The sequence below is a fragment of the Kushneria avicenniae genome (assembly GCF_900112585.1).
Taxonomy (GTDB): Bacteria; Pseudomonadota; Gammaproteobacteria; order Pseudomonadales; family Halomonadaceae; genus Kushneria; species Kushneria avicenniae.
This window is the reverse complement of the sequence record NZ_FOLY01000003.1, coordinates 349,374-362,246: the sequence shown is the minus strand read 5'-3', so window position 1 is coordinate 362,246 and position 12,873 is coordinate 349,374. Positions and strand designations below refer to the sequence as shown.

The 12,873-nt window shown below is 55.4% G+C and carries 16 protein-coding genes; 10 read left to right on the top strand and 6 right to left on the bottom strand.

Translation table 11 applies throughout. The annotated features are described in order from the left end of the window. Positions 1 to 456: 456 nt before the first annotated feature. From BM079_RS08100 to BM079_RS08080, 5 genes are all read left to right on the top strand, one after another. Entirely contained in the window at positions 457 to 711 is a 255-nt protein-coding gene (locus BM079_RS08100; RefSeq protein ID WP_245742871.1) for a hypothetical protein, read from the top strand. A gap of 112 nt (positions 712 to 823) precedes the next feature. Further along, positions 824 to 1,789, top strand: a complete 966-nt coding sequence (locus BM079_RS08095) for a DUF932 domain-containing protein (RefSeq protein WP_090132779.1) — start codon at positions 824 to 826, stop codon at positions 1,787 to 1,789. Positions 1,790 to 1,875: 86 nt separating this feature from the next. Then, positions 1,876 to 2,076: a hypothetical protein gene (locus tag BM079_RS08090; protein ID WP_090132777.1), complete on the top strand. Its 201-nt coding sequence runs from the start codon at positions 1,876 to 1,878 to the stop codon at positions 2,074 to 2,076. After that, on the top strand, positions 2,073 to 2,828 hold the full coding sequence (locus tag BM079_RS08085) for an ERF family protein (RefSeq protein WP_090132775.1): 756 nt from the start codon (positions 2,073 to 2,075) through the stop codon (positions 2,826 to 2,828). Before BM079_RS08090 ends, BM079_RS08085 begins: the two co-directional genes overlap by 4 nt. 42 nt (positions 2,829 to 2,870) lie before the next feature. Continuing rightward, positions 2,871 to 3,482: a lambda exonuclease family protein gene (locus tag BM079_RS08080; protein ID WP_090132773.1), complete on the top strand. Its 612-nt coding sequence runs from the start codon at positions 2,871 to 2,873 to the stop codon at positions 3,480 to 3,482. A gap of 430 nt (positions 3,483 to 3,912) precedes the next feature. Here BM079_RS08080 and BM079_RS08070 read toward each other — a convergent pair whose 3' ends face one another. Further along, positions 3,913 to 4,104: an AlpA family transcriptional regulator gene (locus BM079_RS08070; protein ID WP_090132769.1), complete on the bottom strand. Its 192-nt coding sequence runs from the start codon at positions 4,102 to 4,104 to the stop codon at positions 3,913 to 3,915. 419 nt (positions 4,105 to 4,523) lie between these two features. On the opposite strand from BM079_RS08070, the gene BM079_RS08065 reads away from it, so the two are divergent. After that, a complete protein-coding gene (locus tag BM079_RS08065) occupies positions 4,524 to 5,318 on the top strand; it encodes a hypothetical protein (RefSeq protein WP_090132767.1) in 795 nt (264 codons plus the stop codon). Between the two features lie 100 nt (positions 5,319 to 5,418). Here BM079_RS08065 and BM079_RS08060 read toward each other — a convergent pair whose 3' ends face one another. Further along, positions 5,419 to 6,663, bottom strand: coding sequence for a tyrosine-type recombinase/integrase (locus tag BM079_RS08060; RefSeq protein ID WP_090132765.1), 1,245 nt, complete (start codon positions 6,661 to 6,663; stop codon positions 5,419 to 5,421). Positions 6,664 to 6,996: 333 nt separating this feature from the next. Then, positions 6,997 to 7,863 carry a YicC/YloC family endoribonuclease gene (locus BM079_RS08055; protein WP_090132763.1) on the bottom strand — a complete coding sequence of 289 codons (867 nt, stop codon included), beginning with the start codon at positions 7,861 to 7,863 and terminating at the stop codon, positions 6,997 to 6,999. A 127-nt stretch (positions 7,864 to 7,990) separates the two neighbouring features. Here BM079_RS08055 and rph point away from each other — a divergent pair, with 127 nt between their 5' ends. After that, positions 7,991 to 8,713: a ribonuclease PH gene (gene rph / locus BM079_RS08050; RefSeq protein ID WP_090132761.1), complete on the top strand. Its 723-nt coding sequence runs from the start codon at positions 7,991 to 7,993 to the stop codon at positions 8,711 to 8,713. Positions 8,714 to 8,900: 187 nt separating this feature from the next. Here the strand turns inward: rph and BM079_RS08045 are convergent, their stop codons facing one another. Next, complete coding sequence (locus tag BM079_RS08045; protein WP_090132759.1) at positions 8,901 to 9,662, bottom strand: exodeoxyribonuclease III; 762 nt, start codon at positions 9,660 to 9,662, stop codon at positions 8,901 to 8,903. 86 nt (positions 9,663 to 9,748) lie between these two features. Between BM079_RS08045 and pyrE the strand changes: the two genes are divergently transcribed. The 3 genes from pyrE to trmL all read left to right on the top strand — a co-directional run bounded on the left by pyrE (position 9,749) and on the right by trmL (position 11,729). Then, complete coding sequence (gene pyrE, locus BM079_RS08040; RefSeq protein ID WP_090132757.1) at positions 9,749 to 10,402, top strand: orotate phosphoribosyltransferase; 654 nt, start codon at positions 9,749 to 9,751, stop codon at positions 10,400 to 10,402. Between the two features lie 174 nt (positions 10,403 to 10,576). Continuing rightward, positions 10,577 to 11,128 (top strand): YfaZ family outer membrane protein, encoded by a 552-nt coding sequence (locus tag BM079_RS08035; RefSeq protein ID WP_090132755.1) that lies wholly within the window; start codon positions 10,577 to 10,579, stop codon positions 11,126 to 11,128. A 97-nt stretch (positions 11,129 to 11,225) separates the two neighbouring features. After that, positions 11,226 to 11,729, top strand: coding sequence for a tRNA (uridine(34)/cytosine(34)/5-carboxymethylaminomethyluridine(34)-2'-O)-methyltransferase TrmL (gene trmL / locus BM079_RS08030; RefSeq protein WP_090132754.1), 504 nt, complete (start codon positions 11,226 to 11,228; stop codon positions 11,727 to 11,729). Here trmL and BM079_RS08025 read toward each other — a convergent pair. Both BM079_RS08025 and BM079_RS08020 read right to left on the bottom strand, forming a co-directional pair. Beyond that, positions 11,648 to 12,154 carry a GNAT family N-acetyltransferase gene (locus BM079_RS08025; protein ID WP_090132752.1) on the bottom strand — a complete coding sequence of 169 codons (507 nt, stop codon included), beginning with the start codon at positions 12,152 to 12,154 and terminating at the stop codon, positions 11,648 to 11,650. The genes trmL and BM079_RS08025 overlap by 82 nt on opposite strands. A gap of 50 nt (positions 12,155 to 12,204) precedes the next feature. Further along, a complete protein-coding gene (locus tag BM079_RS08020; protein ID WP_139215280.1) occupies positions 12,205 to 12,786 on the bottom strand; it encodes an STN domain-containing protein in 582 nt (193 codons plus the stop codon). Positions 12,787 to 12,873 lie beyond the last annotated feature (87 nt).

Below are 12,873 nucleotides of genomic sequence, written 5' to 3'. Positions count from 1 at the left end.
ATACTGATTGTGTAAGGGATGAGTATAAATAGGCCAAGCTCTTGAGAAGCTTAGCCTATTTGGTTTGTTTCCCTGTCGCTATCATTGGCTAAGTGATATGCAGCATCCACTTATTACTCCTGATCAAATAATAAACACCTTAATAACAAATAATCCGAAAAAAAGAGTTATCCATATCCCACTGCTGAGACTTCGATAGCCACCCTTTGGTGGCTGTTTTACCGGGTTTTTCGAACCATCATTTTCTGAAAGTTAGCGTCACGATTATCAATTAAATTTTTGGTTATCGAGAATAAAAAACTTTCAGACGCACACTACCTCCATGAGCCTGTAAGAAATGGCTTCAGTTTTTTTCCAGAAAGCCGGGAGGTAGTTATGGCGACCGAATGTTCGAAATGCGGCTCGATTAAAATTCGTTCTCTTCATCAGGGGCGCAAGGTCTGCGGAAGCGTGGGTATGGCAGCGGGCTCTGCAGGCGGTGCTGCCGGGGCGTGGAGTGGTTCACAGGCAGGGGCGTTGGCAGGGGCCTTTGCAGGGCCTGTAGGCATCACGGTAGGCGGTCTGGCTGGCGCCGTATTCGGCGCCCTGGCAGGTGGGGCTGCCGGTGGCGTGACCGGCGCCCGGTTTGGCAGCGAGCTCGATGAGCGTGTGCTCGATAACCTCGAGTGCTGCTACTGCGGCCATACTTTTCGCATTCAATCCACCCAATAGCTGTCTCCCTCGGAGGCACCGACTCATTCCCATCTCTTCATTCAAAGGGCCCGTCATCAACCGATGGCGGGCCCTTTTGCCGTCTATACCACTATCAGCAAGGAGTTTTCTCATGACACATCAAGTCGAGCAGATGGCGTACGTTGGCGACACCCCCTGGCATGGGCTGGGACAGCAGCTGTCTCCCCATCAGCCACTGGAAGTCTGGCAGCAGCAGGCCGGCATGAACTGGCACATCGAAGAGACGCCGGTGCGGTTTATTGCCGATTCGTCCTCTCATCTGGGCAGCATCCACTCCTTCCCCGAACAGAAGGTGTTGTTCCGCTCGGATACCCAGGTGCCGCTCTCGGTCGTATCGCAGCGCTACAAGGTGGTGCAGCCACAGGAGGTACTAAATTTTTATCGTGACCTGACCGAGTACGCGGGGTATGAGCTGGAAACTGCAGGGGTACTCAAAGGTGGTCGCAAGTTCTGGGCACTGGCCCGTAGTGGTTTAAGCACGTCACTCAAGAACACGGATGAGGTCAGGGGCTATCTGTTACTGGCTACGTCCTGTGATGGGACATTGGCCACAGTAGCTACACCCACTTCCGTGCGGGTGGTCTGTAACAACACGCTGAGTATGGCCATCGAAGGTGCTTCTCAGATGGTTCGGGTACCTCACAGTACCGAGTTCAATGCACAACGGGTCAAACAGCAGCTGGGTATTTCAGTATCGCAGTGGGATGACTTCATGTACCGCATGAAGGCACTGGCTGAACGCAGGATCAGTCATGACGAGGCCACCCGTTACTTCCAGGCCGTGCTCAACAATACCGACGCGTCGCTGGGCACGCCGACCGGGAAGCCAGGTCGTGCCATGAACCGAGTGCAGCAGCTCTATCACGGTGAAGGACGTGGATCTCACTTAGCAACAGCGAAGGACACGGCCTGGGGGCTGCTCAACGCCGTGACCGAGTATGTCGATCACGAGAAGCGGGCCCGCAGCAACGATACCCGCATGGACTCGGCCTGGTTCGGGCAGGGCGCCAATCTGAAGCATCGGGCACTGGATAGCGCCCTCGAGCTGATCGCCTGACCACCAGGCCTGTTGTTCACCACTCAACCGCATAAAGCCCGACCAAAAAACTGGTCGGGCTTTTTTGTCGTCGCAAGGAGCGATTCATGAATACCGATATCCCTCTATCCATCTCCATCGCGCTGACTGACCTGTCGCGCCAGATGCTGGAACAGAACAAGACGCAGGCCGACACCCTTGTCTGTGCCAAAGGCTGCTTTTACCGCGCGTCCATGACGCTTGAGCGTATTGCAGAAGAGGATCTGCAGGACGTCATCAATGAATACCTTCCGGAGAAGACCTCATGACGCAGTCAATCACACGGCAGGACAACATCACCCGGCATCCATCTGAATCCAGTAGCGACAGCACTGCCATCATTCAGGTGATCGAACGGGCAGCGCTCAACCCCGATGTGGACATCGACAAGATGGAGCGTCTGCTGCAGATGCAGGAGCGTGTCCTCGATCGTCAGTCCCTGATGGCCTACAGCAGTGCCATGGCCGCCATGCAGACCGAGCTGCCCAGCATTGTCGAGCGAGGCAAGGGTAATAACGGTCACTACGCCACGCTGGAGGATATCGTCGATACGGTGCGGCCTATCCTGCAGCGCCACGGCTTTGCCGTGAGCTTTCGCATTCAGACACAGGAACGCGGCATTCAGGTGACCGGTGTGCTGATGCATCGGGATGGCCATCGCGAAGAGACCAGCATGTTGCTTCCTGCCGATGTCAGCGGCAACAAGAACGCCGTGCAGGCCTTTGGCTCCTCGACCAGCTATGGCAAGCGCTACGTGCTTTGCGCGCTGCTCAACATCACCACGCGGGGACAGGACGATGATGGTCATGCCGCTGCCCCTATGAAGCGGATCACCTCCTTTCAGGCCGGACAGCTTCGGCAGCTGATCGCCCGGTGCCCGACAACCACACAGGAGTGGTTCATCGGTCGCTATGGCGATGCCGAGCAGGTCCCCCAGAATGATTTCGACAGGCTGCGTGCTTCACTGCAAAAGCGCATCCAGCCACAACAGCCACCACATGGCGAGGCGAGCGAGGGTTAACGCCCTCGCCATATATGCCGTCACACCCTTCAGGAGCGCATGATGCAGATACTCAACTGCGAGCAGGGAACACCCGAGTGGCATGCCGCACGGCTGGGCATCGTTACCATGTCAGAGCTCAAGACGTTACTGGTCAAGGGCAAGGGGCCGGGTGGTTTCGGGGCCGGTGCCCTGAGCTACATGCACCAGCTAATTGGAGAACGCATTACCGGCGAATCGGCAGATGCTTTCTCGGGCAATGCCCATACCCAGCGTGGGCATACACTGGAACCCGTGGCACGGGAACTCTATAGCGAGGCTACCGGCAATGCTCATCTGGAGCAGGTCGGGATCATTCTTAACCATAGAGCCGGCTACTCACCGGATAGCCTGGTAGGCAGTGATGGGCTCATTGAGGTAAAGACCAAACTGCCCAAATACCAGATCGAGCTGCTGATTGCCGATGAGTTGCCACAGGAGCATATAGCCCAGTGTCAGGGTGGGCTTTGGGTGAGCGAACGCGAGTGGATCGATTTTGTCAGCTACTGGCCGGGGATGCCGCTGTTCGTGAAACGTGCCTATCGTGATGAGGCAATAATTCAGAAAATCGCCGAGCGTGTGGCGGCGTTTTATGAAGAAATGGACAGGCGTATGGCCGTAGTTATAGCAGCGTAATTACAAGGAATATCATTCAAGATATTTCTATTTTGCGTTTTATCAGGCCACCTCAAAAATAATTTCAAACTTCCCTGGCTCAGACATTTAGCCGATGAGATGTGGTAGGGATGATGACACGTCAACCATGGCGGCTCTCAAAAAGAGCCGCCATGGTTGCGTGATCAGCCCCATTATTTTTTGCCCAAACAGCATGGTTTGAAAATTCTTGCGCCAATTCTGGCCTTCGTTCAAATAGCTCAAAGTGGTTTGGCGGGCTTGCTGAAGAAATATATAGCGGTCCATGTCTCTAATGGACAGATAAGCATGGTCATGCAAATAAATGACTACGGCAGGCCCAGGAAGTTCAGAGGGGGATTGGAAGGGACAGAAAGTTAATAGCTTTTAAAGTGCTTGGTTGAGAAAGGGCGGGAGTATGGTCTGATGCAGCTCAGAGTTTAGCCTCATCTCTCATCTTTATTTTTAGAAAAATCCAATCATTGATTTCACTCTCAACCCAGGCAACGTTTCTCTCGCCTAAAGAAACAGGCTTGGGGAAATTGCCTTCAGCGATGTACTTGTAAACAGTAGAGCGCCCCAGCCCTGTTAAAAATATGACATCTTTCAGCTTGAGTAATCTCATGATGCGAAGCTCCGTATTCGTCTCATGAGATCTGACGCATGTGTAAGAAAACACTTTTTGGATCTATCTGCAGCTATCAAAACTGATAGGCCTATAGAGCTTCCGTGAAATACGAAATGTCTTTTCTGATGCCGATGATTACTAATCATCGGTTTGCAGGGCCGATTCACCGAAATGCTCAAACTGACTTGGCTGGCTCTGAGTGAGCCTTCATAAGTCTCCAACCAAATCGATACAACAGACTGAGAATGGCTAGGAGAGCAAGCGGGGTCAGGCTTGGAGCGGTCCAGCTTCTCTACTTGTGCCATAAACCTTATAAGATCTCCATGAAAATAGCCCTAAAGTTACTCAGGAATAGCCCGATAACTCTACAGTATGGTTACGTAGTTCTTTTTTATTGATAGAAGTTTGGAGATGACATGCCTATAGATGCGGGGTTTCCTTATTTTAAGGAGCTGGAGCTTAAGAACGATAGATACCGCAATTTTTATGCAAGTGCTTTGAGGCAGGAGATGGATCGTGGTAAAGGTATTGATTCATCTTATAGCGGCATGGTTGATTACTTTAAAAGCTTGCAAGAAGATAAAAAGACGGATGTTATCCTTAAATTAATAGATGCCAGAAAAGCAAAGCTTTTATCAGAAGAAGATTTCTCTTGGATAAAAGATGAGAGGCGCATTTGTAATTTTGTTTGGTGTGTCCTGAAATGGGCTACCGATGATCAGATAAAAATTATGTCTTTTATTGACCAAAAATATGATCTTCCGAAATCAAATGCTCACACTACTTTCTTCGATAACATTGTTGAAACGGAAGATTTTTTCGACATCAAAAATAGTTATCAAAAAGTAGTGGCATTCTTTGATAATTGGAATGAGTTATCTATTACAAAAAACAACATGATGGATAAATTAAAAAAAGGCTGGGAGTATAAGAGGAGAGAAAAAATAAAGCTTGCTTGGCTGAATTTTAAAAATAAAGAGCAGTGCGATTGGGCTTGGGATTATATGAAAATAAAGTTTGAAAAGCATTTGCTTAACAAAATGTTTTGGTCACTTCGTCCACTGAATAGTGAGCAAGCTTACTATTGTGCTTTTGCTGTTTTAGATTATTGGGAGGCTGAAGTCGGGACAAAAGAACTTTTTGTTTTAAAACTAAAAAAGCTTGGGATCAAAGAGAGTATCGAAAAAAACAATCCGAGAAATCACCGTTAAATACATATATCAGCAGTGAATCAAAAAAACAGTTGGATAGTCTGGCAAAAAACAGAGATGAAAAAATTTACCAAACCCTTGAGAGAATTATCAAAAGAGCTCACAACGAAAAGTGGTAATCAGCCAAATTAATGATGATTGCAGGTGCAACAAGATTGGCAACTTTAATCATCGCTTCTCTTCGCTCTTGGAAATAATCGTACCGATCATAGATGCCTTCAACGCCTTTGATCTTGTGGTTCAGGCAGCGCTCCGCCACATGCGCCGGTGTACCCGTAGCAGCCAGCAGACTCCGGCAGGTCCGCCGTAAATCATGCACGGTAAAGGGCTCCAGATCTCCCATTCGGTTCTCTGGCTGTTGCTTCTTGCCGGGCTCGCTGCCGAACAGCTTGGCGATAGCGCGGTTCAGTGTGTCCTTGCCCATATGGGGCGAGCTGTTGCCCCGTCGGCTGGGGAATACGAACTCCGAGCCGCAGGCCCGTATCTTGAGCTCCTCCAGCCAATTGATGGTCTGAGGAGGAAGCGGAATCCTGATCCCATTGCCGGACTTGCTGCGTTCGCCGGGCAGCGTCCATTGACTATTGGGTAGATCGAATTCTTTCCATCTCGCCTCGGTCAGCTCGGTCTTTCGTGTTCCCAGTACAAGCAGAAGCGCGCAGGCGAGATAGTTCTCTCGACTGAAGCTTGCGCTGTTGTCTCGAAATACGCTGAAGGCGGTGTTGATTTCGTCTAGGGTCAGGGCCCGGCTACGACTCTTTTCCACGCCGCCAGCATCATTGACGTTGAAAGCTGTCGCGGGGTTATAGGTGATAAGCCCCAGCTTGATGGCGTGGTTAAACAACTGCTTCAGATACATCAATGTATCGTTGGCGATCGTTGGTCGACCGCTTTGGGCCACCTTCCTGATGATGCTCCTTACTTCCATGGGCGTCACGGTATCCAGCTCGCGTTTGCCGAGACTGGGGGCCACCTCCTTGTGATAAATACGGTAGGGGATTCTGGGATGCTTGAGCCGTTTCTCAAGATCCGGATACCAGTCTGCAAACAGGTCGTCGACGGTTTTTATCGACATCTGTTGTTCCTGCTTGCGCGCCTCGATGGGGTCAACGCCATCCTGAACCAGCTTCTGATGATCCTGAGCTCTGGCTCGAGCTTCTGCAAGAGAGAGATGAGCCTGTTTGCCCAGCGTCATCTCCCGGCGTTTACCCAACAGCGTATATCTCAACATCCAGTATGGCGCGCCCTTTTGCGGCACCATGAGGTACAGGCCGTCACCGTCGCTGTAACGCCCGGCTTTGCCGCCCTTGATAAGGGCCTGCACTTTTCTGGCATTGAGGCTTCCCATGGTTCTTTTCTCTTTTCAGTGAAAGCGGATGGAGAACGGTCTCTCCGGATACCCCGAATAATCCAGCCCTGCCACAAAAGAGCGTCTGCCTATGCCTGCTCCCTTCGAGCGATGGGCAGCTAACTCACTGTGAACGTTACAGAATCGGCAAGCGGTGGGGAGTACTTTCGATGATAAACGGCAAAAAGTGGGGAGGCAATGAATTTACTCCCCACTTTACTACCCAAAAGGATGTGGATTTTGATAGATGTTGATAGACGTCAGTGGAATGGTTGTCGATAAAAATTCTTTAGAAACAATGGTCTTATGTATCGTTGTGGCTTTTGATAGACCCTACTCGATATTTTGAATCTGCTCGCGCATCTGCTCGATCAGCACCTTCAGCTCCACTGCGCAGCGGGTGGTGTCGGTGACCGCGGCCTTGGACGAGAGCGTGTTGGCTTCGCGATTGAGCTCCTGCATCAGAAAATCCAGTCGGCGTCCGATCGGCCCCTTCTGCTTGAGCTGTCGTTCGACTTCCCCTACATGCGTTTCCAGCCGGTCGAGTTCTTCGGCCACGTCGGCCTTTTGTGCGATCAGCGCCATCTCTGCTTCCAGCCGGGCCGGGTCGAGTTCGGCTTTCACGGTCTCCAGGCGTTCCAGGATCTGCTGGCGCTGACGCTCCAGCACGGCCGGGAGATGGCCGCGGACCTCCTCGACCTGAGTGCGAATGGCACCGAGCCGCTCGCGAATCAACGCGCAGAGCTGCTCCCCTTCGCGCTCGCGGCCGGCGTTCAGGTCCTCGAGGCCCTGCGACATCAGCTGGAGTGCTCCCGCGCGTACGGCGTCCATGTCGATCTCGCCGCCGCGGGCAATACCGGGATGGTCCAGAAGCTCCAGCAGGGTCGGCATCGAGGCTTCCGGGGCGTGACGGCGCAGGCGCGTCAGCGTCTCCATCAGCACTTCCAGATGCTCGACGTTGATGTCGAGACCGTCGCTGCCGCTCTGGGCGCGCTCAAAGCGCAGCGAACATTCGATCTTGCCGCGGGAAAGGGCACCGCGCAGGCTGTCACGAAACGGCGTTTCGAGATCGCGCAGGGCCTCGGGCAGACGAAAGTGCAGATCGAGGTAGCGCTGGTTGACCGAGCGCAGTTCCAGCGCAAGGCTGCCCCAGTCGGCATCCAGCGTCTGGCGGGTAAAGGCGGTCATGCTGCGTGCCATGGGTCATCCTTGCATGAGAGGTAAGATTGATCAGTCTAAACGATTCGTTCATTGCGCAGGCAGGCGTGTAAGATGCCCGGCCCGCTTTTTGGTTTATGTTTTCATTTTTACCAGTAGAGAGAGTGTCATGCGACCCAGTGGACGTGCCCCCGAGGCAACCCGTGAAATTACCCTGACCCGCGGCTATACGAAGCATGCCGAAGGTTCGGTGCTGGTCGCCTTTGGCGATACGCAGGTGCTGTGCACCGCAAGCGTTGAAGCCGGCGTGCCGCGCTGGCTGCGCGGCAAGGGGCAGGGCTGGATCACCGCAGAGTACGGCATGCTGCCGCGCGCGACCCACAGCCGCAGCGGTCGGGAAGCAGCCCGCGGCAAGCAGGGCGGGCGCACGGTCGAGATTCAGCGTCTGATCGGGCGCAGCCTGCGCGCGGCGGTGGATCTGAAAAAGCTTGGCGAGTTCACCATCACCATTGACTGCGACGTGCTTCAGGCCGATGGCGGTACGCGCACGGCGGCGATTACCGGCGGCTGCGTGGCGCTGGTCGATGCCCTGCAGACGCTGCAGCGCAACAAGCAGATCAAGACGGATCCGCTCAAGCAGCTGGTCAGTGCGGTGTCGGTCGGTATCTACAAGGGACAGGCGGTGACGGATCTGGACTACGCCGAAGACTCGCGCGCCGAGACCGACATGAACGTGGTCATGACGGGCGATGGCGGCATCATCGAGGTGCAGGGCACCGCCGAGCAGAAGTCGTTCTCGCGCAGTGAGCTCAACGCCATGATGGATATGGCCGAAGCGGGCTGCGAGCAGCTCTTTGCGCGTCAGCGCGAGACGCTGGGCATGGTCAGCTGAAACAGGTCGATCGGGGCGTGTGTGGATACGCCCGGGTAGTGATCACGCTGGACAATAACAACGCCAGCCAGTAACGACGCCAAACAGTAACAACACGGCGCCGACAGCGAGAGGCTGTCGGCGCCGTGGCGCGAAGGGACCGGGGCCGGGCAGTGCGATCACGATGGCGTCGTGATCGGACGGTCTGTCAGAGCTCCAGATCGTACTCGATGATCAGCGGCGCGAACTCGCTGAAATCGGCATCGCGATCGATCCAGGCGCTTTTGACCGTGCGGGCCAGGTCGGGCCCGGTGATCTGATAGTCCATGCGCCAGCCGTCCTGACGCTTGCGCGGGACGTCGCTGTCGGGCTTTTGCCACCAGGTGTGATGGCCGGCGTTGCGCTCGACTTCACGGAAGGTATCGACAAAGTCCATCGGTCCGAAGACCTGGTCCATGAAAGCGCGCTCTTCGGGACGAAACCCGGGCGTGCTCTGATGCTCGGACCAGTGGTCGAGATCGACGGTCTTGTGGGCGATGTACCAGCTGCCGGCGATGATGTACTGGCGACGCTTGCGGCGCAGCTTGCCGAGATAGTCGCTGTACTGGGTGATAAAGCGCTGCTTGGCGTGCGGGTCTTCCGGCATCAGAAAGGACGCCACGCTGAAGCGTTCGTAGTCGGCCTGCAGAAAGCGCCCTTCGTTGTCGCACTGCTCAAAGCCCAGACCATACATGATCGCCTTGGGGATCTTGCGGCAGTAGATCCCGACGCCGGCAAAATCGTCCTGCTCGGCATCCAGGAAATAGCCTTCATAGCCCTCGGGATAGAGGATCGAGTCGTCCAGTTCGAAGCTTTTGGTCTTCAGGTTCTGCACGCAGACGATGTCGGCATCCTGCGCTTTCAGCCAGTCGAGAAAGCCCCGTTCGACCGCCCTGCGCATGCCGTTGACGTTGATACTGGCGATTTTCATACATGGTCCCTTGTTTTTCGCGCGTGTATGATACCCGAGCCTGACAGGTTTGGGTAAAGGGCCGATCCAGGAAATAAGGGTACGACATGTTGAATGAGCAGCGGGAATTCATCGAATTCGCCATTGCCGAGCAGGCGCTCCGCTTTGGTGAGTTCACTCTCAAGTCGGGGCGTGTCAGTCCCTATTTCTTCAATGCCGGCCTTTTCCACACCGGGGCAGCGCTGGAAGTGCTGGGGCGCTGCTATGCCGGTGCCATTCAGCGCAGCGGCCTGGAGTTCGATCTTTTGTTCGGCCCCGCCTACAAGGGCATCCCGCTGGCATCGAGTACCGCCATTGCGATGGCGACTCATCATGACCGCAATCTGCCTTGGTCGTTCAATCGAAAGGAAGCCAAGGACCACGGTGAAGGCGGCTCGATTGTTGGTGCGCCGATGTCGGGTCGCGTGCTGATTATTGATGATGTCATTACCGCCGGCACGGCCATTGGTGAGTCCATGGCACTGATCGAGGCGGCCGGGGCCACTGCCGCCGGTGTGGTCGTGGCCCTTGATCGACAGGAGCGCGGTCAGGGCGACATCAGCGCCATCGAAGACGTTCGCCGGCGCTACAATATTCCGGTGATCCCGATCGTCACGCTGGCAGGTATTCTTGAATATCTCGAGACCCACGGCGATGACACGCTGGCGCCCCATGCCCGCGCCATCCAGGACTATCGTGCCCGCTACGGTGTTCAGGGATAACGGTTTCAGACAGTGGTAAGGTGTCCTTAATAAAAAAGGTACCATCATGTCGATCCACATCGTCATGATGGCACAATGTGCCGGTGCACACCGGTCTGTATTCCCGCAGGCGAACGGATTCCTCTCTGACAGCGCATGTCCCGTTCAAGGGGACAACAAGCCAAGGACTTCAAAATGAAAAAGATCATCATCTCGGCACTGGGTGCAGGCCTTGCCCTTGCAAGCCTCAACGCTTCTGCCCTGAGCCTCTCGGCCAGTGGTGGCGAAGACGCTCACGGTTTTCAGGTCAATCAGGGACTGTTGCCCGGCTTCAGCGCCGGTCTGGGATATTTCAGCACCAACGATAGCGGCAATAATACCAAGGCCTATTCCGGTCAGTTGATGTTCTCCCCCTATCTGCCGGGTGTTGATGTGTCGCTGGGTGGGCGCTATCAGTATCTGGATTCCGATTATGGTGATGGCGGCGGTCTGGGGCTGGGTGGCTCGGCCTATGTCGATACGCCGATCCCGCGTGTCAGTGTGGGGGGCTACGGCTTCTATACGCCGGAAGGACTGAGCCATGGCGATGTCAACGAAAGCTATGAGTACGGCGCCCGCGCCCGTGCCACGCTGATCGCCAACACCTATGGCTATGTGGGCTATCGCTATTACCATACCGATTTCGATAACCACGACGGCAAGACGCTGTTCAGCGGTCCGGAACTGGGTGTCTCCGTCGGTTTCTAAAACGGCAGGCGCCTGACATGAGCGGGCCCGGCCTTTGTGCCGGGCCCGCTGTCGTTGGTATCCGCGATACGATTTTCCGAGGTAGAGACACCCCGCCATGCTGGATATCGCCCTGTTCGAGCCGGAAATCGCGCCCAATACCGGCAACATCATCAGACTCTGCGCCAATACCGGCTTTCGCCTGCATCTGATCGAGCCGCTCGGCTTCGAACTCGATGACAAACGTCTGCGTCGGGCCGGGCTCGATTACCACGAGTGGGCCCGCGTGCAGGTGCATGCCTCGCTTGAGGCCTTCATGACCGCGGTCGAACCACTGCGGCTACTGGCCATCACCACGCGCGGGCGCACCCGTCATGATCATGTGGCCTATCAGACCGGCGATGCGCTGCTGTTTGGCCCGGAAAGCCGCGGCCTGCCGCAGACCCTGATCGACAGCCTTCCCGAGCATCAGCTCCTGCGCATTCCAATGCGCGAAGGCAGCCGCAGCCTGAATCTCTCCAATGCCTGCGCGGTGCTGGTCTATGAGGCCTGGCGGCAGCTCGATTTCGAGGGCGCGTTATCGCCCGGACCGTCGAGCGATTTTGTCATGAACACGCTGTAAGGATCTTCGCAGTAGCTGCCAAACGGCGGGCAGGTCTCAAAGCCAAAGCGGGCATAGAGGCTGCGTGCCGGGGCGAAGACAGCGGGTGTTCCGGTTTCAAGGCTCAGCCGCTTGAAACCGCGCATGCGTGCTTGTCGAATAATATGATCGAGCAGCTTGGCCGCCACGCCGCGGCGCAGATGCGTGCCGGCAGTGCGCATCGACTTGATCTCGCCGTGGGTCTCATCGAGCGCCTTGAGCGCGCCGCAGCCGGCAATGGTGTCATCCTCCCACACGCTCCAGAAGGTCAGTCCGGGCGCGCGCAGCGCTTCAAGATCCAGCGCATGACAGCTCTCTTCGGGAGAGTGACCGGCAAGCTCTGTCACATGGGCGCGGATCAGCGCGATAGTGGCGTCACTGCTCAGATCGTCCTCGATAATCTTCATCGCTGTTGCCTTTATTGTTGTGAATGAGATGTACGCTTTGGACAAGGGCTTCAGAGGCTGGACGGCGCCAGCCGCCCTTCCAGCCAGGCAAACAGGCGCTCGTAGCTGGCCATCTCGGCGGCACTTAAAAAGCCCTGCTCGGTGATCAGCTGATCGCTTTGTGTCCTGATGGCCTCGAGCTGCGTGTCGAGGGTCCGGGCATCGTTTTGTGTGAGTTGATCGCTGTCCCGGGCGCTTTCAATGCGATAGCGCAGCGTTTCGATACGATCATTGATGCGTTCCCGATCACTCTGATTGACCCGATAGTGACCATCGTCGAGATGAACTTCCAGACCCGAGCCGCGTACCAGCTGGATCAGCGCGGCATCAGGCGTGAATTTTCCCTGCAGCGCCGGTGCCTGGCGATCACCGAGCTGGGAGGTGTCGACCTCGACCGGGCAACCGCTGGTATGGGCAAACTGCTGAAGCGCTTGGTCCAGTCGCTGTTCGGGATAGTCATACGCCATCGCCTGGATCTGACAGGCGGCGCTGGCGGCCATCGAAGCGCTGACGGTGGTGCCGGCCAGCAGCAAACAGGCCGTGATGCGAAAAAGACGCTGTCCGATGTGGCGTACAAGCATTTGATGGCGCATGAGTTTCCTCGTCTGGTCGGTGGCCGTTGATCGATCGGCAGGCTGTCATTACAGCACAGGAGCGGGTGCAGGATGTATCATGACCTG

Excerpts from the sequence above, each read along its gene's own strand:
- BM079_RS08100 (WP_245742871.1), top strand. The coding sequence starts at position 457 with ATGGCAGCGGGCTCTGCAGGCGGTGCTGCCGGGGCGTGGAGTGGTTCA.
- BM079_RS08080 (WP_090132773.1), top strand. The coding sequence starts at position 2,871 with ATGCAGATACTCAACTGCGAGCAGGGAACACCCGAGTGGCATGCCGCA.
- BM079_RS08085 (WP_090132775.1), top strand. The coding sequence starts at position 2,073 with ATGACGCAGTCAATCACACGGCAGGACAACATCACCCGGCATCCATCT.
- BM079_RS08090 (WP_090132777.1), top strand. The coding sequence starts at position 1,876 with ATGAATACCGATATCCCTCTATCCATCTCCATCGCGCTGACTGACCTG.
- BM079_RS08020 (WP_139215280.1), bottom strand. The coding sequence starts at position 12,786 with ATGCGCCATCAAATGCTTGTACGCCACATCGGACAGCGTCTTTTTCGC.
- BM079_RS08065 (WP_090132767.1), top strand. The coding sequence starts at position 4,524 with ATGCCTATAGATGCGGGGTTTCCTTATTTTAAGGAGCTGGAGCTTAAG.
- rph (WP_090132761.1), top strand. The coding sequence starts at position 7,991 with ATGCGACCCAGTGGACGTGCCCCCGAGGCAACCCGTGAAATTACCCTG.
- BM079_RS08095 (WP_090132779.1), top strand. The coding sequence starts at position 824 with ATGACACATCAAGTCGAGCAGATGGCGTACGTTGGCGACACCCCCTGG.
- pyrE (WP_090132757.1), top strand. The coding sequence starts at position 9,749 with ATGTTGAATGAGCAGCGGGAATTCATCGAATTCGCCATTGCCGAGCAG.
- BM079_RS08055 (WP_090132763.1), bottom strand. The coding sequence starts at position 7,863 with ATGGCACGCAGCATGACCGCCTTTACCCGCCAGACGCTGGATGCCGAC.
- BM079_RS08070 (WP_090132769.1), bottom strand. The coding sequence starts at position 4,104 with ATGAGATTACTCAAGCTGAAAGATGTCATATTTTTAACAGGGCTGGGG.
- BM079_RS08025 (WP_090132752.1), bottom strand. The coding sequence starts at position 12,154 with ATGAAGATTATCGAGGACGATCTGAGCAGTGACGCCACTATCGCGCTG.
- BM079_RS08045 (WP_090132759.1), bottom strand. The coding sequence starts at position 9,662 with ATGAAAATCGCCAGTATCAACGTCAACGGCATGCGCAGGGCGGTCGAA.
- trmL (WP_090132754.1), top strand. The coding sequence starts at position 11,226 with ATGCTGGATATCGCCCTGTTCGAGCCGGAAATCGCGCCCAATACCGGC.
- BM079_RS08035 (WP_090132755.1), top strand. The coding sequence starts at position 10,577 with ATGAAAAAGATCATCATCTCGGCACTGGGTGCAGGCCTTGCCCTTGCA.
- BM079_RS08060 (WP_090132765.1), bottom strand. The coding sequence starts at position 6,663 with ATGGGAAGCCTCAATGCCAGAAAAGTGCAGGCCCTTATCAAGGGCGGC.